Origin of the sequence: Salinibacterium sp. ZJ450 (genome assembly GCF_011751885.2) — a bacterium.
Classification (GTDB): Bacteria; Actinomycetota; Actinomycetes; order Actinomycetales; family Microbacteriaceae; genus Ruicaihuangia.
The window spans coordinates 2,203,046-2,226,040 of sequence record NZ_CP061771.1; the positions used below are offsets into that span (position 1 = coordinate 2,203,046).

At 69.2% G+C, this 22,995-nt stretch carries 22 protein-coding genes; 7 read left to right on the plus strand and 15 right to left on the minus strand.

What is annotated here, in order from left to right; genetic code table 11:
* Positions 1 to 9 precede the first annotated feature (9 nt).
* Positions 10 to 1,443, minus strand: coding sequence for a dihydropyrimidinase (hydA, locus tag HCT51_RS10565; protein WP_166873749.1), 1,434 nt, complete (start codon positions 1,441 to 1,443; stop codon positions 10 to 12).
* A gap of 10 nt (positions 1,444 to 1,453) precedes the next feature.
* Positions 1,454 to 2,302, minus strand: a complete 849-nt coding sequence (locus HCT51_RS10570) for a nitrilase-related carbon-nitrogen hydrolase (RefSeq protein ID WP_166873753.1) — start codon at positions 2,300 to 2,302, stop codon at positions 1,454 to 1,456.
* A 339-nt stretch (positions 2,303 to 2,641) separates the two neighbouring features.
* Between HCT51_RS10570 and HCT51_RS10575 the strand changes: the two genes are divergently transcribed.
* The 4 genes from HCT51_RS10575 to cofD are packed head-to-tail and all read left to right on the plus strand — an operon-like array spanning position 2,642 to position 6,498.
* Entirely contained in the window at positions 2,642 to 3,631 is a 990-nt protein-coding gene (locus HCT51_RS10575; RefSeq protein WP_166873756.1) for a putative F420-0 ABC transporter substrate-binding protein, read from the plus strand.
* A 52-nt stretch (positions 3,632 to 3,683) separates the two neighbouring features.
* Positions 3,684 to 4,724: a putative F420-0 ABC transporter permease subunit gene (locus HCT51_RS10580; RefSeq protein ID WP_370626965.1), complete on the plus strand. Its 1,041-nt coding sequence runs from the start codon at positions 3,684 to 3,686 to the stop codon at positions 4,722 to 4,724.
* Positions 4,721 to 5,533 carry an ABC transporter ATP-binding protein gene (locus tag HCT51_RS10585; protein ID WP_224760446.1) on the plus strand — a complete coding sequence of 271 codons (813 nt, stop codon included), beginning with the start codon at positions 4,721 to 4,723 and terminating at the stop codon, positions 5,531 to 5,533. Before HCT51_RS10580 ends, HCT51_RS10585 begins: the two co-directional genes overlap by 4 nt.
* An 11-nt stretch (positions 5,534 to 5,544) precedes the next feature.
* Complete coding sequence (gene cofD, locus HCT51_RS10590) at positions 5,545 to 6,498, plus strand: 2-phospho-L-lactate transferase (RefSeq protein WP_166874611.1); 954 nt, start codon at positions 5,545 to 5,547, stop codon at positions 6,496 to 6,498.
* 188 nt (positions 6,499 to 6,686) lie between these two features.
* Here cofD and cofC read toward each other — a convergent pair whose 3' ends face one another.
* The 3 genes from cofC to HCT51_RS10605 all read right to left on the minus strand — a co-directional run bounded on the left by cofC (position 6,687) and on the right by HCT51_RS10605 (position 9,935).
* Positions 6,687 to 7,316 (minus strand): 2-phospho-L-lactate guanylyltransferase, encoded by a 630-nt coding sequence (cofC, locus tag HCT51_RS10595; RefSeq protein ID WP_166873759.1) that lies wholly within the window; start codon positions 7,314 to 7,316, stop codon positions 6,687 to 6,689.
* A gap of 60 nt (positions 7,317 to 7,376) precedes the next feature.
* Positions 7,377 to 8,411 carry an iron-siderophore ABC transporter substrate-binding protein gene (locus HCT51_RS10600; protein WP_224760447.1) on the minus strand — a complete coding sequence of 345 codons (1,035 nt, stop codon included), beginning with the start codon at positions 8,409 to 8,411 and terminating at the stop codon, positions 7,377 to 7,379.
* 132 nt (positions 8,412 to 8,543) lie between these two features.
* On the minus strand, positions 8,544 to 9,935 hold the full coding sequence (locus tag HCT51_RS10605; protein WP_166873762.1) for an LLM class flavin-dependent oxidoreductase: 1,392 nt from the start codon (positions 9,933 to 9,935) through the stop codon (positions 8,544 to 8,546).
* A 119-nt stretch (positions 9,936 to 10,054) separates the two neighbouring features.
* On the opposite strand from HCT51_RS10605, the gene msuE reads away from it, so the two are divergent.
* Entirely contained in the window at positions 10,055 to 10,648 is a 594-nt protein-coding gene (msuE, locus tag HCT51_RS10610; protein ID WP_166873765.1) for an FMN reductase, read from the plus strand.
* Between the two features lie 13 nt (positions 10,649 to 10,661).
* Here the strand turns inward: msuE and HCT51_RS10615 are convergent, their stop codons facing one another.
* The 9 genes from HCT51_RS10615 to HCT51_RS10655 all read right to left on the minus strand — a co-directional run bounded on the left by HCT51_RS10615 (position 10,662) and on the right by HCT51_RS10655 (position 20,922).
* Positions 10,662 to 11,507 carry an ABC transporter ATP-binding protein gene (locus HCT51_RS10615; protein WP_166873768.1) on the minus strand — a complete coding sequence of 282 codons (846 nt, stop codon included), beginning with the start codon at positions 11,505 to 11,507 and terminating at the stop codon, positions 10,662 to 10,664.
* Positions 11,504 to 12,550 carry a FecCD family ABC transporter permease gene (locus HCT51_RS10620; RefSeq protein WP_166873771.1) on the minus strand — a complete coding sequence of 349 codons (1,047 nt, stop codon included), beginning with the start codon at positions 12,548 to 12,550 and terminating at the stop codon, positions 11,504 to 11,506. Before HCT51_RS10620 ends, HCT51_RS10615 begins: the two co-directional genes overlap by 4 nt.
* Complete coding sequence (locus HCT51_RS10625; RefSeq protein WP_166873774.1) at positions 12,550 to 13,599, minus strand: FecCD family ABC transporter permease; 1,050 nt, start codon at positions 13,597 to 13,599, stop codon at positions 12,550 to 12,552. Before HCT51_RS10625 ends, HCT51_RS10620 begins: the two co-directional genes overlap by 1 nt.
* Positions 13,599 to 14,564: a siderophore-interacting protein gene (locus tag HCT51_RS10630; RefSeq protein WP_166873776.1), complete on the minus strand. Its 966-nt coding sequence runs from the start codon at positions 14,562 to 14,564 to the stop codon at positions 13,599 to 13,601. The genes HCT51_RS10625 and HCT51_RS10630 overlap by 1 nt, the downstream gene beginning before the upstream one ends.
* Before the next feature lie 23 nt (positions 14,565 to 14,587).
* Complete coding sequence (locus tag HCT51_RS10635) at positions 14,588 to 16,759, minus strand: transglutaminase TgpA family protein (protein ID WP_166873779.1); 2,172 nt, start codon at positions 16,757 to 16,759, stop codon at positions 14,588 to 14,590.
* Positions 16,760 to 16,787: 28 nt separating this feature from the next.
* On the minus strand, positions 16,788 to 18,056 hold the full coding sequence (locus HCT51_RS10640; protein ID WP_166873782.1) for a DUF58 domain-containing protein: 1,269 nt from the start codon (positions 18,054 to 18,056) through the stop codon (positions 16,788 to 16,790).
* 2 nt (positions 18,057 to 18,058) lie between these two features.
* Positions 18,059 to 19,027: an AAA family ATPase gene (locus tag HCT51_RS10645; protein WP_166874614.1), complete on the minus strand. Its 969-nt coding sequence runs from the start codon at positions 19,025 to 19,027 to the stop codon at positions 18,059 to 18,061.
* Between the two features lie 108 nt (positions 19,028 to 19,135).
* Positions 19,136 to 19,918 carry a coenzyme F420-0:L-glutamate ligase gene (gene cofE, locus HCT51_RS10650; protein WP_166873785.1) on the minus strand — a complete coding sequence of 261 codons (783 nt, stop codon included), beginning with the start codon at positions 19,916 to 19,918 and terminating at the stop codon, positions 19,136 to 19,138.
* A complete protein-coding gene (locus HCT51_RS10655) occupies positions 19,918 to 20,922 on the minus strand; it encodes a TIGR03557 family F420-dependent LLM class oxidoreductase (RefSeq protein ID WP_166873788.1) in 1,005 nt (334 codons plus the stop codon). The genes cofE and HCT51_RS10655 overlap by 1 nt, the downstream gene beginning before the upstream one ends.
* Before the next feature lie 76 nt (positions 20,923 to 20,998).
* Here HCT51_RS10655 and HCT51_RS10660 point away from each other — a divergent pair, with 76 nt between their 5' ends.
* On the plus strand, positions 20,999 to 21,841 hold the full coding sequence (locus HCT51_RS10660; RefSeq protein WP_166873791.1) for an alpha/beta fold hydrolase: 843 nt from the start codon (positions 20,999 to 21,001) through the stop codon (positions 21,839 to 21,841).
* The gene (locus HCT51_RS10665; RefSeq protein WP_191413576.1) at positions 21,834 to 22,409 is read left to right on the plus strand and encodes a TetR/AcrR family transcriptional regulator; all 576 of its coding nucleotides are present in this window, start codon (positions 21,834 to 21,836) and stop codon (positions 22,407 to 22,409) included. Before HCT51_RS10660 ends, HCT51_RS10665 begins: the two co-directional genes overlap by 8 nt.
* A gap of 32 nt (positions 22,410 to 22,441) precedes the next feature.
* On the opposite strand, the gene coaD is transcribed toward HCT51_RS10665, so the two are convergent.
* Positions 22,442 to 22,930, minus strand: coding sequence for a pantetheine-phosphate adenylyltransferase (gene coaD / locus HCT51_RS10670; RefSeq protein WP_166873797.1), 489 nt, complete (start codon positions 22,928 to 22,930; stop codon positions 22,442 to 22,444).
* Positions 22,931 to 22,995: the final 65 nt, after the last annotated feature.

The following is a 22,995-nucleotide window of genomic DNA, read 5'->3' on the forward strand; positions in this document are numbered from 1 at the left end:
GGCGCTCCCCTAGATCAGGTACTGACTGAGGCCACGTTTGACGAATTCACCGTCGCCCTTGCGGCCGAGGTACTGGTTGTCGTCGACGATGACGCGGCCGCGTGAGAGCACGGTGTCGACGTGTCCGTCGATCTCGTAGCCCTCCCACGCCGAGTAGTCCATGTTCATGTGGTGGGTCTTGCCGAGCCCGATCGAGGTGTGCCCGTTCGGGTCGTAGACCACGAGGTCGGCGTCCGCGCCCGGCTGGATGACGCCCTTCTCGCCGTACACGCCGAACATGCGCGCCGGTGTGGTGCTGGTGAGTTCTACCCAGCGTTCCAAGGTGATCTCCCCGGTGACGACCCCCTGGTACATCAGGTCCATCCGGTGCTCGATGCCGCCGATTCCGTTCGGGATCTTCCGGAAGTCGCTCCGTCCGAGATCCTTCTGATCCTTCATGCAGAACGGGCAGTGGTCGGTCGACACCGTCTGCAGCGCGTTGGTGCGCAGCGCCTGCCACAGCGAGTCCTGGTGCCCTTCGGCGCGGCTGCGCAGCGGCGTCGAGCAGACCCACTTGGCACCCTCGAACTTGCCCCATTCGTCGCTCGAGGCACCGAGCTGGTCTTCGAGCGACAGGTACAGGTACTGCGGGCAGGTCTCGCCGAAGACGTTCTGTCCCTTGCCTCGCGCCCAGGCCAGCTGCTCGACCGCCTGCTTAGCCGAAACGTGCACCACGTACAGCGGCGCACCGGTGACCTTCGCGAGCATGATGGCGCGGTGTGTCGCCTCTTCCTCCAGCTCCCAGGCGCGGGCGATGCCGTGGTAATAGGGGTCGGTGTTGCCCTGGTCCACGAGCTGCTGGGCGAGCACGTCGATCGCTGGACCGTTCTCGGCATGCATCATCGTGAGCATGCCCGTGTCGCGCGACACCTGCATGGCCTTCAGGATCTGCGCGTCATCCGAATAGAACACCCCCGGATAGGCCATGAACAACTTGAAGCTCGTGACGCCCTCGTCGGGCAGGCGCCGCAGCGCCTCGAGCGAATCCGCGGTGACATCCCCGACTATCTGATGGAAGCCGTAGTCGATCGCGCAGTTGCCCGCCGCCTTCTCGTGCCAGGCCGCGAGACCGTCCTCGAGGCGCTGACCGTAGGTCTGCACGGCGAAGTCGATGATCGAGGTGGTGCCGCCGTGCGCGGCGGCGCGGGTGCCGGATTCGAAGGTGTCGGATGCCTCGGTGCCGCCGAACGGCAGCTGCATGTGGGTGTGCGCGTCGATGCCGCCCGGGATCACGTACTTGCCGGCGGCGTCGATGACGGTGTCCACGTTGCTCTCGACGTCGAAGCCGAGCAGGGTGGAGCCGGGTGCGAGCACAGCGGCGATCCTGTCGCCGTCGACCAGGACGTCGGCGGATGCGGTACCGGTGGCGTTGACGACGGTGCCGTTCTTGATGAGGGTCTTCACGGTGTCTCCCCTACGGCTTCGGGATGGACGTGTAGGACTCCGGGCGGCGGTCGCGGTAGAACTGCCAGTTGTTGCGCACCTGCCGGATCATGTCCAAGTCGAGGTCGCGGATGACCACTTCCTCCTCGCTGTCGCTGCCGTATTCGCCGACCAGGTTGCCCTGCGGGTCGACGAACTGGCTCGAACCGTAGAAGTTGACGGCGAGCGGGCCGTACTCGTTGTCCTCGGTGCCGACGCGGTTCGGGGCCGCCACGAAGTAGCCGTTCGCGGCCGCTGCGGCGGGCTGTTCGAGTTGCCAGAGCCGGTTGGAGAGCCCGGGTTTGGTGGCGTTCGGGTTGAACACGATTTGCGCGCCGTTCAGCCCGAGTTCGCGCCATCCCTCGGGGAAGTGGCGGTCGTAACAGATGTAGACGCCGATCGGGCCGACGGCGGTCTTGAATACCGGATAGCCGAGGTTGCCCGGCCGGAAGTAGAACTTCTCCCAGAACTTGTCGAGGTTGGGGATGTGGTGCTTGCGGTACTTGCCGAGGATGCTGCCGTCGGAGTCGACCACCACCGCGGTGTTGTAGTAGACCCCGGGCTGGTCCTCCTCGTAGATCGGCAGCACCATGACCATGTTGAGTTCCTTGGCCAGCTTCGCGAAGCGCTGCACGATCGGCCCGTCGGCCGGCTCGGCGTAGTCGTAGTACTTGGGGTCCTCGGTGATGCCGAAGTACGGACCGTAGAACAGCTCCTGGAAGCAGATAACCTGGGCGCCCTGGGCGGCCGCGTCACGCGCGAACTGCTCGTGCTTCTGGATCATCGACTCCTTGTCGCCGGTCCAGGTGGTCTGAGTGATCGCTGCTCGTACAACCGACATGCTGCCTCCGCGCTCTATGACCCCGGCAACAGCTGCACCGTGCCGGGTGCCTTGTTTCAGAACAAACCTCGTTGTTTGCTCTGCCATCATCTGCCGTAAACATTTCTCGCTGATTTCGGCGTATGACGTTGGCGTAAACCTAGACGTGGCGGCGCGGCTCTACAAGCCCTGAGTTCAACACGGATGGCGCGCGGACCGAGTAACGTATGTCGTACCTCGACCCCTCGCGCCCGGTATGGCGCGGTGCGCTGACTTCTCGCTGAAGCAGTTGGTTCGAGTTCGCCGGTGTGTTGCGCCCGCGGACTGTCCGTTCCCAGCCGTTCCCAGCCAAGGAGTTCCGTGTCCCGTCGTACCCTCGCAGTTCTTTCTCTCTCCCTCGGGGCGGTGGCCCTGTCTGGCTGTTCCGCGGCGACGGCTCCCGCGTCGAGCCCGTCCACCTCGTCGGTCGCGCCCACCCCGGTGACGATCGATAACTGCGGTTTTGAGGTCACCGTCGAGCGCCCACCGGAGCGCATCCTCACCATCAAGTCGACGACCACCGAGATGCTGCTGGCCCTCGGCCTTGGAGACCAGATCATCGGCACCGCGTTCCCCGACGGGCCGGTTCCTGAGCAGTGGGCGGCCGAGGCGGCCGACATCCCGGTGATCAGTGATTTCGCTCCTGCTCAGGAGGCGGTGCTCGATCTCGAACCCGACTTCATCTACGCCGGCTGGGAGTCGAACTTGACCTCGGACACCGCGGGTGAGCGCGACGCGCTCGCGTCGCTCGGGGTGGGCAGCTATGTCTCCCCGTCCGCCTGCAAGGAGCCCGGATACAAGCCGGGGAAGCTCACCTTCGACCTGGTGTTCGACGAGATCCGCGAGGCCGGCACCGTGTTCGGTGCGGAAGCCGCGGCCGACGACCTGGTGGCCGAGCAGCAGCAAGCGCTCGCGGCGCTCTCGCCCTCCACCGCGGGCCTGACCGCGCTCTGGTACTCCTCTGGCACCGACACGCCGTATGTCGGGGCGGGCATCGGCGCCCCGCAGATGATGCTGGAGGCCGCTGGTCTGACGAACGTGGCGGCGAATGTCGCGGACACCTGGGCCTCGCTCGGCTGGGAGTCGATCATCGACGCCAATCCCGACGTGATCGTTCTGGTGGACGCCAGCTGGAACACCGCAGCTTCGAAGATCGAGATGCTCACCGCCAACCCGGTGACCGCGCAACTGAGCGCGGTGGCCGAGCGCAGGTTCATCACGGTGCCGTTCGCAGCCGGTGAGGCGGGGGTGCGCAACGTCGAGGCGGTGCGGTCGATCCTCGACCAGCTGGCCGCGCTGGATGCCCGCTAACCGGATGCCGGGCGACAACCGGATGACGGACCGGACGACGAGCGACGAGCGGATGCCGGGGACCCGGCGCACACCCGCGACCGGTCGTCGCCCGGCCACCACCTGGGCGTGGGGGCTGCTGCTGGCTGCGATGCTGGTCGCGTCGATCGTGACCGCGATCTGCTTCGGCGCCGCCGACATCCGCCCGGCCGACGTGTTCGCCAGCGTGGCCGCTCACCTCGGATTGGGCGACAGTCCGCTCAGCGTGCTGCGCGACGGCATCGTGTGGGAGCTGCGGTTGCCGCGGGTGCTGACCGCGGCGGCCGTAGGCGCGGGCCTGGCGTTGGCCGGTGCGGTGATGCAGGCGCTCACCCGTAACCCGCTGGCCGACCCGTACCTGCTCGGGCTGTCATCTGGCGCGTCGCTCGGCGCGGTCAGCGTGCTGCTGCTCGGACTCGGCGTTCTGCTGCCGGTCGCCGCGTTCCTCGGGGCGTTGGCCGCCCTGCTCTGCACACTGCTGCTGGCCGGCGCATCCGGAGCACTCACGCCCACTCGCACGGTGCTCGCCGGCGTGGCCGTGTCGGCGCTCGCGGCGGCGCTGACGAGCTTCGTGATTTTCTGGTCTGCCCAGGGCGATTCCTTCCGCGAGATCCTGAACTGGCTGCTCGGCTCACTCAGCGGCGCGGACTGGGGCACGGTCGCGATCGCCGGCACGGCGGTGCTGGTCGTCGGCGTGCCGGTGATGTTCAGCGGCCGGCTGCTCGACGCGTTCGCGTTCGGGGACACCACCGCGGCCGCGCTCGGCGTGAATGTGGCCGCCACCCGCTGGACGTTGCTGGCGGTGACCGCCCTGCTCACCGGGGCGATGGTGTCGGTGAGCGGCTCGATCGGGTTCATCGGGCTCGTTCTGCCGCACGCGGTACGGTTGCTCACCGGGGCCCGGCACCGGGTGCTGCTGCCGCTGGTCGCGTTGACCGGCGCGATCGTGCTCGTCTGGGCGGACACCGCGGCGCGCACCCTGTTCGACCCTCGGGAGCTTCCGGTCGGCATCGTCACGGCGATCGTCGGCGCTCCGGTGTTCGCGGCGCTGCTGGCGCGGCGGAGAACCCGATGAGCGCCGACTCGATGGGCGTTGATTCGAGGGGCCTTGCCGTCCGCGGCGTGCGGATGAGCCTCGGCGGCCGCAGCATCATCGACGGCGTCGACCTGATCGCGCCAGCAGGCTCGGTGACCGCTCTGGTCGGGCCGAACGGTGCGGGCAAGACCACCCTGTTGCGCGGGGTGGCGGGCCTGCTGCCGCTGTCCGCCGGCAGCGTGTGGTTCGGCGGCGACGACCTGCTCGGGCTCAGCCGACGGGCCCGCGCTCGGGTGGTCGCGGTGGTCGAGCAGGAGCTCAGCACCGAAGCCAGCCTGAGCGTGCGCGACGCGGTTGAACTCGGCCGGACTCCGCATCGGCCACTGCTGGCCGCATCCGCCGGCGACGATGCCGCGGTGGTGACCGAGGCGCTGGCCACGGTGGGCATGGAGGGTTTCGCCGACCGGCAGCTCGAGTCGTTATCCGGCGGGGAACGGCAGCGCGTGCACCTGGCGCGGGCGCTTGCCCAGCAGCCGCGGCTGATGCTGCTCGACGAGCCAACGAACCATCTCGACATCCGGGCGCAACTGTCGACGCTCGCGCTGCTGCGCCGGCTGGCCCGCAACTCGGTGACGGTGATCGCCGCGCTGCACGACCTCACCCTCGCCGCCACCTACGCCGACCACGTCGTGGTGCTGACCGAGGGCCGCGTGGTCGCGTCTGGCCCACCCGGCGACGTGCTGACCGCACCGGTCATCCACGACGTGTATGGCGTGCAGGCGACCGTGTTGCAGCATCCCGGGACCGGCCGTCCGGTCATCGCATTCGCCCCAGAGGAGGACTCGTGATCGCTGGACCCATCAGAATCGCCGTGCTGGCCGGGGGCGTGGGCGGCGCCAAGTTCGTGCGCGGGGTGCGGCACGCAATGCCGGATGCCGACATCCGGGTGGTCGTCAACACCGGGGACGACCTGTGGCTGACCGGGGTGCGGGTCTGCCCCGACCTGGACTCGATCATGTACGCGCTCGCCGGCGTGAACGACACCGAACGCGGCTGGGGACGGGCGGGCGAGAGCGAGCGGGTGTCCGCGGAGCTGGCGGCGTACGGGGTGGGCTGGCCGTGGTTCACGCTCGGCGACCTCGACTTGGGCACCCACCTGGCTCGCACCAGCCTGCTGCGCGACGGGCTGACCCTGACCGCGGCGACCGAGCGCCTCGCCGCCCGTTGGCCGATCGGCGTGACCCTGCTGCCGATGAGCGATCAGCCGGTGGAGACGCACGTGCGGGTCGCGGACGGGCTGGTCCACTTCGAGGAGTGGTGGGTTCGGCACCGCGCAGCCGTGCCGGCGCTCGGATTCGAGCAACTGGGCGTGCAGTCTGCCTCGCCGACGCCGGAGGTGCTCACGGCGATCGCCGAGGCCGACGCGGTGCTGCTCGCCCCGTCGAATCCCGTGGTGTCGATCGGCACGATCCTGGGGGTGCCCGGCATGCGGGACGCGCTCGCCACCACGCCGGCACCGGTCGTGGGCGTGTCGCCGATCATCGGCGGAGCCGCCCTGCGCGGCATGGCCGCCGAGTGCCTGGCCGCGATCGGGGTCGCGGTGAGCGCGGATGCCGTGGCGCGGCACTACGGAGCCCGATCCTCCGGCGGCCTGCTGGACGGCTGGCTGGTGGACACTGCGGATGCCGCGGCGGTCGACGAGCTCATCGGTGACGGGATCCGCGCGGCGGCGAGACCGCTCTACCTGACCACCCTCGACGAATCGGCCGCGATCGTGAGATCCGCGCTGGAGTTGGGGCTGCCCCGCCGCTGAACCGCCGCTGATTCCGCCACCCGTGGTGAGGTCGGTGGTGAGGTCGGTCGTGAGGTCTGGCATTTAGTTCTTCCCGCGCTCGGTGAAGCACCGATTGCCAGACCTCAACTCTGGCGCTTCCGGGCGCCTTGTGGTGAGGTCTGGCGTTTAGTCGTTCCGGAGGTCTGGAAGGGACCGTTTGCCAGACCTCACTCGGGTGATGCCGGTGATGCCGGGTCCAGCGCGGCTCTCGTGTGCCGGCCCACGCCGAGGGCGAGCGCCTGCCGGAGGTCGGGTTCGCTGTCGACGTCGCGGCGGAGACCGGATGTCGCGGGCAGCTCGATCGGCACGTGACCGGCCTGCTCGTGGACGGCCCGGGATCCTGCGCCGAACCGTGGCACGAGCGCATCGGCGCGCAGGGCGGTGCTGAGGGTGGTTCCTGTGCCATCGGCATCGGGCACCATCGCGAGCGGGTGAGTGGCCGCCACGGCGAGCGCGGCGTCGAGGTCATGTGCGGTGAGGGCGGGCAGGTCAGCCAGCAGCACCCCGGCCGGGTGCGCCAGCTCGAGCACGGCGAGTCCGGAGCGGATCGCGGCGTTCAACCCCTCGCCAGGGTCGGGCACGATTTCGGCCCTTGATCCGTGCAGCGCTCCGGCGACCGCGACATCCGAAGTCACGACGATCACGCGGCCGACCGATCCGGCGGCGAGCACCGCGTCGATCGCGTCTAGCGCGAACGCGATGGCGAGCGGTGAGCGCAGGCGGTCGTCTGCCAGGGCCAGGCGTGATTTGCCGTCGGCACCCTTCACCGGGAGTACGAGCGACCAGAGTGCTGACATCGCCTCGAGGTTACCAAGGAGAGGAGGCCGACATCCGCCGCCCTCCTCTCCGCGCGTCCGCTATTTCGCTGTGCTCGCTACTTCGCGGCCGCCGCGGCGGTGGCGAGGGCTGCGACGTACTCGTCGATGCCCCAGGTGAGCGACAGCGCCGTGGGCGGCGACACCGCGGCGACCAGTTCGGTGCCGGTGACCGGAGGCCACCGTGCCCGCCTGCACCGCGGGAATCGCCTGCGCGTAGCTGGTCGCGAGGAACGCCTCGGCCGCGGCATCGTCGGCGGCGAAGTTCACCAGGATGTCGCTGTCGAGCTTGTCGAGCTGCTCATAGCTCAGCGTGTAGTAGAACGTGGAGTCGCCGCTGGCGAGTTCGTCCACCGCGGGGGCACTCACCATGCCCAGGTCGAGCAGGAACTGCACCCGCGAGTCGGCCTCCTTGTAGACGTAGAAGGTTCCGCCGACATCCCAGACGGCCGCCACGGTCTTGCCCTTGAGCTCCGGATGCGCTGCCGCCTGTTCGTCGACGACGGCCGCGATCTCGTCGAGCACGACGTCTGCCTCGGCGGACTTGCCAAGCGCGTCGCCGACGGTGCTGATCACGTCGCGCCATGGCGTCGACCAGGCCTCGTCGGGGTACGCCACGGTCGGCGCGATCTCGCTGAGCAAGGCGTACTGTTCCTCGGTGATGCCGGAGTAGACGGCCAGGATCAGGTCAGGGGCTGCCTCGGCGATCTGCTCGTAGGCGGGTGCCTCGGTGGATTCGGGGATCACCGTGGGGGTCTCCTCCCCCAGCTCGTCGAGCTTCTCGGCCACCCACGGCAGCACGCCGTTCTCGTCGCCGCCGTAGCTTTGCGCCTCCATCGCCACCGGAACCACCCCGAGCGCGAGCGCGGCATCCGTGCTGCCCCAGCCGAGCGTCACCACTCGTTCGGGCGCTGCGCTGATCTCGGTCTCACCGAAGGCATGCTCGATGCTGACGGGGCTGAAGTCGCCGCCGCCGGACGTGCTGTCGACGTCGGACGGGGTGGCGGCGGCGCATCCGGTGATGGCCAGCATCGACGCCGCGAGAGCGGCGACGATCGCGAGGGGACGTACGGTCACGGGGACTCCTTGTGCAGGGGAAGGCAAACCTTACTTAGGATTCAAACCTTACTTAGGATTGCCTTGCCTAAGGTAGCGCATGAAACGCGGCGCGCGCGACTGGAGATCAGACCGTGATCGGGGCAGGCCAGCTCAGGGCTGTGACGTGGCCGCCGTCCGCACCCGGTACTGGGCGCCGCGGTGCGACTCGGGCAACCGGTCACCGTGCCCGAACAGCTTGTTCCGAAGCGTTCCGGTGGCGTACTCCTCCGGGTACACGCCGCGCTTGCGAAGCTCTGGAACCACGTAGGTGACGACGTCCTCGAACGTTCCCGGCGTGATCGCGTAGGCGAGGTTGAAGCCGTCGACATCCGTCTCGGCCACCCACTCCTGCAACTGGTCGGCGATCTCAGCACCGGAGCCCACGATGAACGGCCCCAGCCCGCCGATCGCACCGTGCTCGGCGATATCCCGCACGGTGAACTCGCGGCCGTGCACCTCGGCCGACTCCTGGAAGTTCGCGATCACCGACTGGATCGCATTGCTCTTCACATTGCCCACCGGCTCGTCCAGGTCGTACTGGGACAGGTCGATGCCCATCCAGCCGGACATGAACACCAGTGCGCCCTCCGGGCTGGCGTAGGACAGGTAGTCCTCGAACTTGGCGCGCGCCTTCTCCGGCGTCTCATCGGTGATGATCGTCAGCAGCGTGTAGATGCGGGCCGAGTACCGATCACGGCCGGCAGCCTCCAACGCGTCCCGGATGCGCTTCACCGAGCTGGCCAGCACCTCCTTGGTGGGGGCGGCCACGAAGATCGCCTCCGCGTTCCCTGCCGCGAACGCGATCCCGCGCGGCGAAGCGCCGGCCTGGTAGATCACCGGGGTGCGCTGCGGCGACGGCTCAGAGATGTGGATGCCGGGAACTGTGAAGTGCTTGCCCTGATGGTTGATCGGGTGCACCTTCGCCGGGTCGGTGAAGACACCGCTCTCCCGGTCGCGCACCACGGCGTCATCTTCCCAGGAGCCCTCCCACAGCTTGTACAGCACCTCCAGGTACTCGTCGGCGTACGCGTAGCGGTCGTCGTGTTCGAGCTGGTCATCCTGGCCCATGTTGCGGGCCGCGGAGGGCAGGTACCCGGTGACCACGTTCCAGCCGACCCGGCCCTTGGTCAGGTGGTCGAGGGTCGACATCCGTCTGGCGAACGGGTACGGATGTTCGTATGCAGTGCCGGCGGTCACTCCGAAGCCGAGGTTCTCGGTCACGTGCGCCATGGCCGACACCAGCATCAGCGGGTCGTTCACGGGCACCTGGGCGGCGTGACGGATGGCGGCCTCGTTGCTGCCGCCGTAGACGTCGTACGTGCCGAGCACGTCGGCGATGAAGATGCCGTCGAAGGTGCCGCGTTCGAGCAGCTTCGCGAGCTCGGTCCAGTAGTCGAGGTCCTTGTACCGGGACGACTGGTCGTTCGGGTGCCGCCACAGCCCGGAGGACTGGTGGGCGACGCAGTTCATGTCGAAAGCGTTGAATCGGATCTGCCTAGCCATCCGTCAATCGTCCGCGCCGACGCGGGAGAATCCACTGCGGAACGTCACACGGCGTCACATCGTGACGTCCTGTGACGTGCCGGATCGACTCGCGGGGCGCACGTGCTTAACCTCGGGCAATGGCTTCCGTATCGACCAGCACCCTCGACCGCCCGCTCTCCGTGGTCGGCGTCTCGGGCAGCCTGCAGACCCCGTCGAAGACGACGGCGCTGGTCACCGAGATCATCGCCAGCCTCGGTCGGCAACGCCCCATCGACCCTCACCTGATCGAGCTCGAGCGGATCGGCCCTGACCTCGCCGGGGCGATCAGCCGCGCACAGCTGCCAGAGTCGGTGGAGGAGGAACTGCGCCGGATCGAGACCGCCGACCTGCTCGTGGTCGCGAGCCCGGTGTACCGGGCCTCGTTCAGCGGCCTGTTCAAGCACCTGTTCGACTTCGTCGGCCAGTACGACCTCGTCGATACCCCGGTGCTGCTCGCCGCCACCGGGGGCAGCGACCGGCACGCGCTGATCATCGAGCACCAGCTGCGGCCGCTGTTCGGCTTCTTCCAGGCGGTGACCCTGCCGCTCGGCGTGTACGCCTGCGATTCCGACTTCACCGACTATCGCGTGGCGAACCCGGAGCTGCTCACCAGAATCGACCTCGCGGTGGCCCGCGCGCAGCCGCTGATCAGGCCGGAGCCCGTGGTCGTCGACCGCCCGGCGTGGTTCTGAGCTAGCGCGCGATTCAGCCTGGTGGGGCAGCGGGGGCTGCCCCACCATGGAACCGTCCCACCGGCACCACCATCGGCGCCCCGCAGACCGGGTCGGTGACCACACGCGATTCCAGCGCGAAGGCGTTCTGCACCAGTTCCGCCGAGATCACCTCGGCCGGTGGTCCGCTGGCGATGATCCGCCCTGCGGCCATCACCACGATGTGGTCGGCGTAGCGGGCGGCCAGGTTCAGGTCGTGCAGCACCATCACGACGGTGGTGCCGCGGCTGCGGTTCAGGTCGGTGAGCAGGTCGAGCACCTCGATCTGGTGGGTCACGTCGAGGAACGTGGTCGGTTCATCCAGCAACAGGATGTCGGGATCCTGAGCCAGCACCATGGCGATCCACACCCGTTGGCGCTGACCGCCGGAGAGCTCCTCGATGCGTCGACCGGCGAGTTGCGCGGTGTCGGTCGCCCGCAGCGCCTCGGTGACCTGCGCGTCATCCGTGCTGGTCCACTGCCGGAACCAGCCCTGATGCGGGTACCGGCCGCGACCGACCAGGTCGGCGACGGTGATGCCCTCCGGTGCCGTCGGCGACTGCGGCAGGATGCCGATCGTGCGGGCCACGTCCTTTGCGGTCTGGGCGTGGATGTCGCGGCCGTCGAGTGTCACCCGGCCGGACGCTGGTTTCAGCAGCCGCGAGATGCCGCGCAGCAGGGTCGATTTGCCGCACGCGTTGGCGCCCACGATCACGGTGACCTGCCCGTCGGGAACGGTGAGATCGAGGTCTTGGATGACCGGCCGGCCGTCGTAGGCGAGCCCGAGGTTCTCGGCGCGCAGCGTGTGGCGGGGCTTCCGGGCGACTGTCACATCGGTCATGCGCCGCGTCCTCTCCTGTTGGCGGTGGCCAGCAGCCACAGCAGGTATGGGGCGCCGATGACCCCGGTGACGATTCCGACCGGCACCTGCAGCGTGCCGGGCAGCAGGTGCTGCGCGGCGAAGTCCGCGGCGGTCACGAGCAGCATGCCGACCAGCGCGCTCGGCAGCAGCGCGAGCGACCCCGCACCGACAATCCGCCTGGCGATCGGCGCAGACACGAACGCGACGAACGCCACCGGACCGGCGAACGCCGTGGCGACCGCGGCGAGCGCCACCGCGATCAGCAGCAGGGCGAGCCGGGTGGATTCGACCCTCACCCCGAGTCCGCCAGCCGTCTCGTCGCCGAGCTGCAGCATCCGCAGCCGTGGGGCGAGCAGGCCAAGCGCCGGCAGCAGCACCGCCAGGGCGAGCGCGAGCACGGCGATGTCGGCCCAGGCAGCGCCGCCGATGCCGCCCACCATCCAGACCAGCGCCTGCTGCACGTCGCGCACGTCACCGCGGGTAATCAGGTAGCCGAGCACGGCCTGCACCATGAACGCAACACCGACGCCGATCAGCACGAACCGGTAACCGGTGACGCCACCGCGCCAGGCGAGCAGGTAGATCGCGGTCGCCGCCACCAGCGCACCGAGGAACGCCGCCACCGGCACCGCCGCGCCGCCGAGGCCCAGGATCAGGATGCTTCCCGCCGCGGCCGCGCTCGCTCCCCCGCTGATGCCGATGATGTCAGGGCTGGCGAGCGGGTTCTTCAGCAGCGTCTGGAACAGGGCTCCCGAGATCGCGAACGCCGCGCCGACGAGCGCGCCGAGCAGCAGCCGCGGTAACCGCAACCCGAAGATGATGAAGTTGTCGCGTGCCTCACCCTGCCCGGCCAGGGTGGCGATCAGGTCGGGCAGTGACAGCGTGTATGCGCCCACCGCGAGGCTGGCCGCGGCGACCATGACGACAAGCGCCGTGAGGGTCAGTCCGATGCGGGCGGCGCGTGCCCTGCGGTGTGCTCGGTCGTCGCGCCAAGGCTCGCTGCGCACGGTTGTCGTGGTCATCACAGCCCCGCCAGTTTCACGCGGCGCACCAGCGCGATCATGACCGGGGCGCCCACCAGCGCCACCACCAAACTGGCTTCGAGCTCGCCGGGGCGCACCACCAAGCGGCCGATGACGTCGGCGGCAAGCAGCAGGGCAGGGCCGAGCACCGCCGAGTATGCCAAAATCCAGCGGTAATCGGTTCCGGTGAATGATCGCACCAGGTGCGGGACCACCAGGCCAACGAACACGATCGGACCGGCGAGCGCCGTGGCTGACCCGCAGAGCAACACGATCGCGAGCCCCGAGACGAGGCGCGACACGGCGATGTTCTGGCCGAGGCCGCGGGCGAGGTCGTCGCCGAGTGCCAGCAGGTTGAGCATTCGCCCCACCGCGAGGGCGAGCACGACTCCGGCGAGCACGAACGGCAGCAGCGCCTGCACTGTGGCTAGGTCCCGGTTCGCCAGGGATCCGACCGACCAGAACCGGTAGGTGCCGAGGGTGTCCACGTCCGTGATGAGCAGCAGGGTGATGATCGAGGTGAGGCCGGCGGTGAGGGCGGTGCCGGCCAGCGCCAGTTTCACCGGTGTGGCGCCTTCTCGGCCGATTGCGCCGATTCCGTAGACGACGCTGGCGGCGATCGCCGCCCCGGCGAGGGCGAACCAGATGTAGCCGGCTGGCGCCGTGATGCCGAGGAACGAGATGGCGAGCACCACGCACAGTGAGGCCCCGGCGTTGACTCCGAGCAGCCCGGGGTCGGCGATCGGGTTGCGGGTGATGCCCTGCATGATCGCACCGGCGAGTCCGAGGCACGCGCCGGCGACGATGCCGACCACGGTCCTCGGCACCCGCAGGTCGCGAACGACCAGGTGGTCGGTGTTGCCGGCGGTGGGGGCGAACACCGCGTCGAACACGCTGCCGAGTGGCACGTCTCGTGCCCCGAGCGCCAGGCTCAGCAGCACCACGAGCAGCAGCACGCCGAGGGCGACCAGCAGGCCGAGCACCCGGTGGCGTGACCGATCGCGGCGAGCGGGCGGCGCGCCGGCCGGCCGCGCGAGCGGCAGCGTCATTACTGGGCTTCGGCTTTACCGTGTCGCCAGTAGCCCATGAACGCCACCTGACGGCGGTCGATCCCGGTTTCGCTCACGAGGAAGCGTCGCAGGATCTTGATCATGGCCGCCTCGCCGGCGAGCCAGGCGTAGAACTGGCCGTGGGACTCGGCCGGTGAGTCCCAGAGCAGTTGGGTGTCAACGTCGACATCTTCGACGGACTGGGCGGATGCGGTGAGCGCGGGACGGACGACGGATGCGTGTGCGCTTACCCAGTCGCGCACGGCAGGCTCCAGGGCGGAGCCGACCGGGCCGCCGCTGCGGTCCAGCCAGGTGAGGGTACAGCCGGGTGTCAGGTCGAGGGACAGGCGGTCCGCGACATCCGGAACTTCGATGAAGGCGTGCGCGGTGACCCCGGCCGGCAGGGTTTCCAGCACGCTGCAGATCGCCGGCGCCGCGGTTTCGTCACCGGCCAGCAGAACCTCGGTGGCGTCCCCCGGGTGCCAGTCGATGCCGATGTCGGAGTCGAAGCTGCCGGAGTCTGGTCCGATGATGACGACCTCATCGCCGACGCGCACGCTGGCCAGCCACTCGGCGGCCGGCCCGACGGCGGCGTGGGAGGCGTCGGGGTGGATCACCATGTCGACGTCGAGCTCCCGGCGCTGCGGACGCACCGCGCGCACCGTGTAGGTGCGGAACGGATTGCGCGCGTCGTCGGGCAGCTGACGCCAGCGGGCGTACCAGTCGCCGGCGAGGATGGTGTCGGCGTCGTCTGCGCCGAAGTCGCTGAGGCCGAGTCCGGGGATCGGCAGCACGATCTTGATCCGCTGGTCGAGGCCCGCGGTGCCGAATCGGTCGAAGTCTGGGCCGCTGAAGGTGACCCGCATGAAGTGCGGGCTGAGTCGGGTGAGCCCGGTGACCGAGGCGCGGAACGGGCGGTATCCGGGACGGGTGTCCTTCACCACAACCGGGCTCAAGGTAAGCATTGCCTTAGTATGGCATGCCTAACCTAAATCGATCTAGTCTCGTCTGTTCGGCGTGGAATCAGCGACAGCGGCAGCAGCAGTGCCCGCAGGCGCTGCAGCAGACCGTGGCCGCTCTCGATCCGGGCGATCACCTCGCGGGCGTCCGCGGGACCGACCGCGATCTCCCGCACCAGCAGGGCACCGGCATGCTCGGCGTAACTGTGCAGCTCGACGGCGTCGCGCAGCCGGTCGAGCTGTTCGCCGCGCACCTCACCGATCTCCTCGAGTCGGGTGGCGAAGGCCCTGGCCGTCTCGGTGTCCGGTGCGGGGATGCCGAAGTCGGTGGCGGTGTCACGCAGTTCCTGCCAGAACTGCTCAGGGCTGTGGCTGAGCAGCCGGCGCGAGCGGATGAAGCGTCGCCAGGATGCGGGCGCGAACACCACCAGCAGGGAGGCTGCCGTGATGCCGATGGTCCAGAGCACCGGCGCCCAGTCGACCACGTCCGCGCCGTCCGGGCCAGGCCGCTCAGACGGCAGGTCGCCGTCCCGCACGGTCGGTGCCGGCGCGCCCGTGGACGCGGGCACCGGGCGGGACTCGTCGACGTTCGGCGTGGCCGGGTCATCGACTACAGGAGCCTCGTAGTTCGGCAGCACACCCCGGCCGGGCGTGGGCTCGAACGGCACCCAACCGACGCCCTCGAAGAACAACTCCGGCCAGGCGTGCATGTCGTGCGAGGTGACCAGATAATAGTCCTCGCGGGTCTGCTCGTCGGTCTCCACCACACCGGGCAGGAAGCCCACGGCGACCCTGGCCGGAATTCCGGCCAGCCGCGCCATCACCGCCATGGACGAGGCGAAGTGCACGCAGTAGCCCTTCCTCACCTCGAGGAACTTGCTGATGACCGCCAACCCGTCGCCGTCGTAGCCGTCCTCGACCGGTGCGTCCTCCGAATAGTCGAAGTCACCGTTCCGGAAGTAGTCCTGCAGGGCTATGGCCTTCTCATACGCGGTGCTCAAGCCTCCGGTGACCTCGTCGGTTGCCGCGCGGATGTTGTCGGCCACGTCGACCGGCAGGTGGGTGTACTGCTGCACCGGCTCTGGCACCCGCTGGCCGACCGCGCGCAGTTGCTCAGCCGTCGGGCGGAGCCAGGCGCTTTCCACCGTGTACTCCTGCCAGCGGATGTAGGTGTTGTCCGCTCGAATGGACAACCCGTCGGGTTCCCAGAACCAGTCGCCGACCAGCCCGTCCACCTCGACCGGAGGGTAGGGAACCGGCAGCCAGCGGCCGACGGTGGAGCCGACCTCCACGTCGGTCGTCACGCTCTCCCGCACCACCGCATCCGACAGGCCGGGCGGTTCGGCGATCCTGTCCATCGTGTTGTCACGGTCGACCACGACGCCGGTGGGTTCCCACTGCAGGCCGTCGAACTGGTCGAGGGTGACCATGCGCAGGTAGTGGCCGGATTCGCGGCTGGTCGTGTAGGTGAGCGCGACGAACGGGTCGGCGCGGCGTAGGTCGTTGCCGAGGTTCACCATCGGGTTCACGCCCACCTGCAGGCCTGCCGCCGCGCGGGTGCCGGACGAGTCGGGTTGCAGGCCGGCGAGCACCGGCGCGGCGATCAGCGCCCCCACCACCACGAACGCGCCGACCGTGACGGCGCTGCCGGGTTGCGGACGCCGCCGGTCCACCCAGAGCACGAGCAGCCACGCGCTGGCGGTGAACACGAAGGTGAAGACCGAGCTCAGCTCGCGCTGCACCACGCTCGGGATCGCCACCACCACCAGCAGCGGGATGCCGCTGAGCGCCGGCGAGCGAAGTGGCAGCGCAACCGTGTCGAGGGTCACCGCCACCACCCCGATGCCGAGCGCGATGATGAACAGCATGCCCTCGGTCGCCGCCGCCGGCACGATCGATTGCGCGATGCCGAGCTGCCCGGCCAGCGTCAGTTCGCCAAAGCGGTCGACGGAGTCGAAGGTGGGGATGACCCAGAAGATGGCGGTGTCGGCCGCGAACCGCAGGGTGAGCAGCACCAGGACCGCGGCGAGCGCCGCCAGCGGCGGGATGACGCGAAACCGGGTGAGCCCGCGCACCCATCCCGCGACGCCCAGGGCGACGAACGCGGTGAAGACGGCGAGCAGCCACCAGTCCCAACCCTCCAGGGCGCTGGAGAGTCCGGTGACCGCGACCGTGAGGGCGAGCGCCAGTGCCGCAGTCATCGGCCAGTTGTTCCGCCGTCCGCGCGACTCAGATGAGGCCATGGACGCCTCCGGTCTCGACCAGGGCGGTGGTCCAGGCATCCGCCAGCGACACTTCCGGAGAAACTTCGATGCAGTGCCATCCGGCGCTGGTCAGCAGCTGTGCGGTGGAATCCGACCACCCGTCGAGCACGAACGCGAGCGCGAGGTCGAACGGCCGTCGCTGGCCGATCAACCAGTCGAGGGTCTCGTCGGATGGCTCAGAGATCAGCGCGAACACCGGACCCCGCGCTCCCGGCTGCTCATCGCTGACGTACCCGATGCCCTCACGCTCCCGCAGCAGATGGATTCCGGCCAGGCTGATCAAGAACTCACTGTCGCTGGCGGCCCACTCGTGGGCGTCGCCGAGCGGGGCAACTTGGCGCGCACCGGTTTCGACGACGTGCACCCGGTAGCCTGCGGCGTGCAGGTGCACCCCCAGCGACGCGAGCATGGACACCGCCCATTCGAAGCGGTCACTCTCCACCGGCTGGCCGCTGCCGAAGAGCGGGTCGTCGTAGCCGCCGCGCAGGGTGTCGATGATGATCCGCGCCTCGGGAAAGGTGCGCTGTTCCTCCTGACGCACCATCAACTCGCCCTGCCTGGCCGACGCCCGCCAATGCACCCGGCGCAGGGCATCGCCGGCGCGGTACTCGCGGGTCATCAGGTCGTCGTCGTTGCCGGCGGCGCGGCGTTGGATCAGCTGCGCGGCTCCGTCCCCCTCGGCCAGGGCCAGGCCGACGTCGGGCAGCGCGACGAGCGCCGGTGTCACCACGATCCGCTCCGGCTGGGCGATGGTGCGCCACACGTGTGCGAGTGAGAACGGGTCGGAGAACTCGATCGTCATCGGCCCGACGCTCATGATCCCGCGCCGCGGCGGCTGGAGCGTGTACTGCGCGGCGACCGTGCGCCGCGGCGGGATCGGCGCGAGCGTCTCGATCGGGGTTTGGTGCGGCGCCCACGGCAGCAGTTCGCTCCAGCGCAGTTGCGGGGTGGGCGCCGGCGCCCTATTGCGCACCTGGAGGGTAGCGGTGGCCACCTGCCCTGCGCTGATCACCGTGGGGTGGAAGTCGCGACGAGTGTCGAGCCGCGGTTGCCGCATCCGCAGATAAATGACCGCGGCCAGCGGCATCAGCGCGGTGAACGCCGCGATGTATAGCAGTTCCGTGCGGGCGCTGGCGTAGCCTGTGATCAGGCACACCGCCGCCACCATCAGCAGCATCCAGCCGCGTCGGCTCAGCCGCCTGACCCGCGACCGGCTGGACTGGCTCGTGCCCACGGCTAGACGGCGCCGAGCGGAACCGGCGTCTCCGAGATGATGCGCCGAATGACATCCCCCACCGACGAGGTGCCGAGCAGGCTGCCCGCCCCGACGGCCGAGCGGCCGACCGGGATCAGCCGGTGCGAGAACACCAGCACGGCGAGCGCGTCGATGTCGTCTGGCAGCACAAACTCGCGCCCGTCGAGGGCGGCGCGGGTCTTGGCGGCGCGAACCAGCTGCAGGGTGGCGCGGGGACTCGCGCCGAGACGAAGGTCGCGGTCCACCCTGGTGGCCTGGGCGATGGCGACGGTGTACTGCTCGACGGCGCGGCTGACGAACACACGGCGGGCCGTGGCGATCAGCCGGCGCAGCTCGCCGATCTCGACCACCGGCTGCAGGTTGTCCAGCGGGCTCTCGGTGTCGCGGGTGCGTAGCAGCGCGGCCTCGCTCTCGGCATCGGGATATCCCATCGACACGCGCGCCATGAAGCGGTCCCGCTGCGCTTCCGGCAGGGCGTATGTGCCCTCCATCTCGATCGGGTTCTGCGTGGCAATCACCGTGAACGGGGCGGCCAGCGGGTAAGTGGCGCCGTCCACGGTCACCTGCCGTTCCTCCATGCTCTCGAGCAGCGCCGACTGGGTCTTCGGGCTCGCTCGGTTGATCTCGTCGCCGATCACGATGTTCGCGAACACCGGGCCCGGCTTGAACTCGAACGCGCGGTCGGCCTGGTTGTATACCGAGACGCCGGTGATGTCGCTCGGCAGCAGGTCTGGCGTGAACTGGATGCGCGACACCGAGCAGTCGACGCTTCGGGCCAGCGCCCTGGCGAGCATGGTCTTGCCGACACCCGGGACGTCTTCGATCAGCAGGTGTCCCTCGGACAGCAGCACCGTCAGCGCCGTCGTCACCGCTTCCCGCTTGCCGTCGATGACGGTCTCGACGGCGCTCACGATCGCTGCCGTGGTCTCGCGGAACTCCTCGATCTGCATCGAATCGGGACTACTCAGGCGCGACGCTGCGGGCAAGCTATTCACAAATTGAGTCTGCCGAGGTTCACCCCATTGCGCCAGTCCCGATTTGGGGTTCACGAAAACGTTTCAGGTCGTTCCTTGTCGACGGTCGGCGCTGGCGCCATCGCGCAGGCCTTCCGCGTAGCCCTCCGCGTGCGCTTCGTTGCTGCCCAGCCGGAACAGGTCGTCGGCGGCAGGCCGGATCAGCGCCCGGGCGCCCGGCAGGTCCAGCTCCCCCACGTACTGACCCAGTCCGCGCACCACGGCGACCGGTCTGCCGGAGGCCTTGCCCTTGACCAGTTCGGCCGCTCCGGCGATCTCGTCGGCCACGGCCGCGAGGGTGGCCTCGAGCACCCGCCCGCCAGAGTCGGTGGTGCCGCGCAGATCGTCGATCACCCGCACACCGGCGGCGCCGATCGCGACATCCGTCTGCCCCTGCCGCCAGGCACGACCGAGGGTGTCGGTGACGATCACGCCGAGACGCACGCCGAACCGGGCCCGCAGTGCCGTGCAGAGCGCCAGGGCCGAGGCATCCGGGTCCTCCGGAAGCAGCAGGATGGTGCCGTCCGGCGTGTTGCTGGCGTCGACTCCGGCGGCGGCCAGCACGAGGCCGAGCGGGTTCTCCACGATCCGGGTCACCCCGTGGCCGTGCTGTTTGGTGGCGACGATCCGCACGGTCTGCTCGGTGATCGCCTGCTCCCGGTCGGCGGCGGCTACCTGGCGCCCCTCCGCCTTGGAGACGATCTTCGAGGTGACGGCGAGGATGTCGCCATCCTGAAGCATCCCGTCGGCGGCGTCCCCGATGATGCCGGCGAGGTCGTCGCCTGCCACGATCTCGGGGACCCCGTCCATGGTGAAGATACTGAGCATCAGCGGCTCAGTTTCGGCAGCACGTCGCGCGAGAACACGTCGATCCAGTCCCGCTGGTTGCGGCCGACGTTGTGCAGGTAGATGCGGCTGAAGCCGAGGTCGGCGAATCGCTGGATGTGCGCACGGTGCACGTCGGGATCGCTGGAGATGACCATGCGGCCCTCGAAGTCCTCCGGGCGCACCAGTTTGGTCAGCTGTTCCAGCTCGAACGGGCTGCGGATGTCGCCCTTCGGGAACCGCATCGCGGCGATCGGCCATTCGGTCAGGGCGTTCTGCATGGCTTCCTCATCGGTCGGCGCCCAGGACAGGTGCAGCTGAAGGGTGCGCGTCATCGCTGAGGCATCCTTGCCCGCCTCGCGGGCGCCCTCGGCGAACCGGGTCAGCAGCGACGCGGTCTTGTCATATGGCGCCCCCTCGGTGATGAGCCCGTCGGCCGCACGCCCGGCGCGGCGTGCGGTGATCGGACCGTTGGTGGCAACCAGAATCTCGGGAGCTTGCTCCGGCATGGTCCAGAGCCGGGTCGATTCCAGCCGGTAATACTGCCCCGAGTGCTTGACGTCGCGACGGGTCAGGCCGGAGATGAAGAGCTTCCGGATGATCTCGACGGCCTCGAACATCCGGTTGATGCGTTCGTGCGGTTCTGGCCAGTATTGGCCGGTGATGTGCTCGTTGATGGCCTCACCGGAGCCGATGCCGAGCCAGTGCCGGCCGGGATACATCGCCGCGAGGGTCGCGCTCGCCTGCGCCACCATCGCCGGATGCCAGCGGAAGGTGGGGGTGCTGACGCCGGGGCCCATGTCGCCGGTGGTGCGCTCGCCGATCGCGGTCAGCACGTTCCAGACGAAGGAACTCTGCCCCTGCTGCGGAACCCACGGCTGGTAGTGGTCGGCCGCCATCACCCCCGAGAAGCCCTTGCTCTCGGCGTACGCACTGAGCTCGACGGCTTCCATCGGAGGGAACTGCTCGAGCATGGCGGCGTAGCCAACCCGAAGAGAACTCGTCATGCTTTCATGCTAGTGACCGAAACGGATGTGACTTGACCCCTTGCGCCCGAAAGCTAATGGCATTAGCTTATTGGCTATGACCAACTCGAATGTTCGATTCCTTAGCCGCCCGCAGGGGCGAATCGCCTACACCGTCGAGGGCGACGGGCCACTCGTGGTCGCGATCCCCGGGATGGGAGACCTGCGCTCGGTGTACCGCGAGCTCGCGACATCCGTCATCGACGCCGGTTTTCGGTTCGCCGTGATGGACCTGCGCGGCCACGGCGCGAGCGACACGAGCTTCACCGATCACGGTGACGCGGAGACGGGCGAGGACCTGCTCGCCTTGATCGGCGAACTGGGCGGGCCGGCCGTGGTGCTCGGCAACTCGATGGGAGCGGCGGCCGCGGCCTGGGCAGCGGCCGAGCGGCCCGCGGCGATCACGGCACTCGTCTTGTTCGGTCCGTTCCTGCGTGACGCGCCAAAGAGCGCATTCGCCGCCGCGCTGACCCGCCTGCAGTTCCGCGTCGCGTTTGCGCCGTGGTGGGGAGCCGCCTTCTGGTCGGCGTTCTACGCGTCGCTGAACAAGGGCACGCAAGCGCCGTGGCTGGCCGAGCACCGCCGCGACATCCGCGCCAACCTGTCCGAGCCCGGACGCCTGCGCTCGCTGCGCGACCTGGCGCTCGCGCTGGATCACTCCGTCGTCGAGCGCCGGCTGGGCGATGTGTCGGCGCCGGCACTGGTGTTCATCGGCGACCAGGATCCCGACTACCGCGATCCTCGTGCCGAGGCGGACTGGATCGCCGAGACCATCGACGCCGACGTGCACGTCGTGCCCGAGACCGGACACTACCCGCAGGCGCAGCGACCGGATGTCGTGCTCGCCGAGCTCCTGCCGTTCCTCGAACGCCACACGGCACGCAGGCACCAGCGTGGCTAGGGCGGGACTGACGCGCGAGTCCGTGATCGGCACGGCGCTCGAACTGGTGGATGTCGCGGGCCCGGACGGGTTCGCGACGCTCACCCTCTCGGCCCTCGCGCAGCGCACCGGCGTTGCCGTGCCGAGCCTGTACAAGCACGTCGCGTCGCTGGCCGACCTGCGCCAGGCGATGGGGGTCGAAGCGGTGCGCGACTTGACGCGCACCTGCGCCCAGGCAGCCATCGGCCGATCGGGTGACGATGCCGTCTCGGCCCTCGCCCACGCCATCCGCGACTTCGCGAAAGCGCACCCGGCGCGGTATGCGGCCGCGCAATCGGCCGCCGGATTCGGCGACAACCCCGACCACGCCGAGGCTGCGGCCGAGACGGTGCGGGTGATCGCGAGCGTTCTGCGCGGCTACGCGATCCCGTCTGACCGCATGGTCGATGCGATCCGCGCCATCCGGTCGGCCGTGCACGGCTTTGTCATGCTCGAACTCGGCGGCGGATTCGGCATGCCGGATGATCTCGATGACAGTTTCGACTCGCTGGTGGGAATGCTGACGAGCGGGCTGAAGCGCGCCGCGTAACAGCGCGCGGCCCTGGGTTCGTTCAGCGCCCGTTACCGGACGGGCGTCTGCAGGAACTCCGCCACGGCGCGGGGAACGTACGGGCTCACGTCGCCGCCGAGCGCCGCAACCTGCCGCACCAGCGAGCTGGACACGTGGGCGTGCGCCGGGTCCGGCAGCATGAAGATGGTCTCGACGCCGGCGAGGTCGCGGTTGACGATCGCCATCGGCGTCTCGTAGGTCACATCGACCTGTGACCGGATGCCCTTGATCAGCACACTGGCTCCGACATCCGTGCAGTAATCCACCAGCAGGCCAACGCTCCAGCTGGTCACCACGATGTTCTGCGGCAGCCCGGCCGCCGCGATCGACTGCTCGAGCAGCGCCACCCGCTGCGCGATCGGCAGCAGCGCGGACTTGTCTGGGTTGTGCACCACCACCACGTGCAGCTCATCGAACAGCCCCGCGGCACGCCCGATCACGTCGAGGTGGCCAAGGGTGACGGGGTCAAACGACCCTGGGACGACGGCGATCCGGCTCATGGTCGCCAGCGTACACAGTCAAGGCTTCGAATTCGTGACAGAGACGCCGTGTGACGCACACTGCC

Excerpts from the sequence above, each read along its gene's own strand:
- HCT51_RS10570 (WP_166873753.1), bottom strand. The coding sequence starts at position 2,302 with ATGTCGGTTGTACGAGCAGCGATCACTCAGACCACCTGGACCGGCGAC.
- HCT51_RS10580 (WP_370626965.1), top strand. The coding sequence starts at position 3,684 with ATGCCGGGGACCCGGCGCACACCCGCGACCGGTCGTCGCCCGGCCACC.
- HCT51_RS10585 (WP_224760446.1), top strand. The coding sequence starts at position 4,721 with ATGAGCGCCGACTCGATGGGCGTTGATTCGAGGGGCCTTGCCGTCCGC.
- cofC (WP_166873759.1), bottom strand. The coding sequence starts at position 7,316 with ATGTCAGCACTCTGGTCGCTCGTACTCCCGGTGAAGGGTGCCGACGGC.
- HCT51_RS10605 (WP_166873762.1), bottom strand. The coding sequence starts at position 9,935 with ATGGCTAGGCAGATCCGATTCAACGCTTTCGACATGAACTGCGTCGCC.
- msuE (WP_166873765.1), top strand. The coding sequence starts at position 10,055 with ATGGCTTCCGTATCGACCAGCACCCTCGACCGCCCGCTCTCCGTGGTC.
- HCT51_RS10615 (WP_166873768.1), bottom strand. The coding sequence starts at position 11,507 with ATGACCGATGTGACAGTCGCCCGGAAGCCCCGCCACACGCTGCGCGCC.
- HCT51_RS10620 (WP_166873771.1), bottom strand. The coding sequence starts at position 12,550 with ATGACCACGACAACCGTGCGCAGCGAGCCTTGGCGCGACGACCGAGCA.
- HCT51_RS10625 (WP_166873774.1), bottom strand. The coding sequence starts at position 13,599 with ATGACGCTGCCGCTCGCGCGGCCGGCCGGCGCGCCGCCCGCTCGCCGC.
- HCT51_RS10630 (WP_166873776.1), bottom strand. The coding sequence starts at position 14,564 with ATGCTTACCTTGAGCCCGGTTGTGGTGAAGGACACCCGTCCCGGATAC.
- HCT51_RS10635 (WP_166873779.1), bottom strand. The coding sequence starts at position 16,759 with ATGACTGCGGCACTGGCGCTCGCCCTCACGGTCGCGGTCACCGGACTC.
- HCT51_RS10645 (WP_166874614.1), bottom strand. The coding sequence starts at position 19,027 with ATGCAGATCGAGGAGTTCCGCGAGACCACGGCAGCGATCGTGAGCGCC.
- cofE (WP_166873785.1), bottom strand. The coding sequence starts at position 19,918 with ATGCTCAGTATCTTCACCATGGACGGGGTCCCCGAGATCGTGGCAGGC.
- HCT51_RS10655 (WP_166873788.1), bottom strand. The coding sequence starts at position 20,922 with ATGACGAGTTCTCTTCGGGTTGGCTACGCCGCCATGCTCGAGCAGTTC.
- HCT51_RS10660 (WP_166873791.1), top strand. The coding sequence starts at position 20,999 with ATGACCAACTCGAATGTTCGATTCCTTAGCCGCCCGCAGGGGCGAATC.
- coaD (WP_166873797.1), bottom strand. The coding sequence starts at position 22,930 with ATGAGCCGGATCGCCGTCGTCCCAGGGTCGTTTGACCCCGTCACCCTT.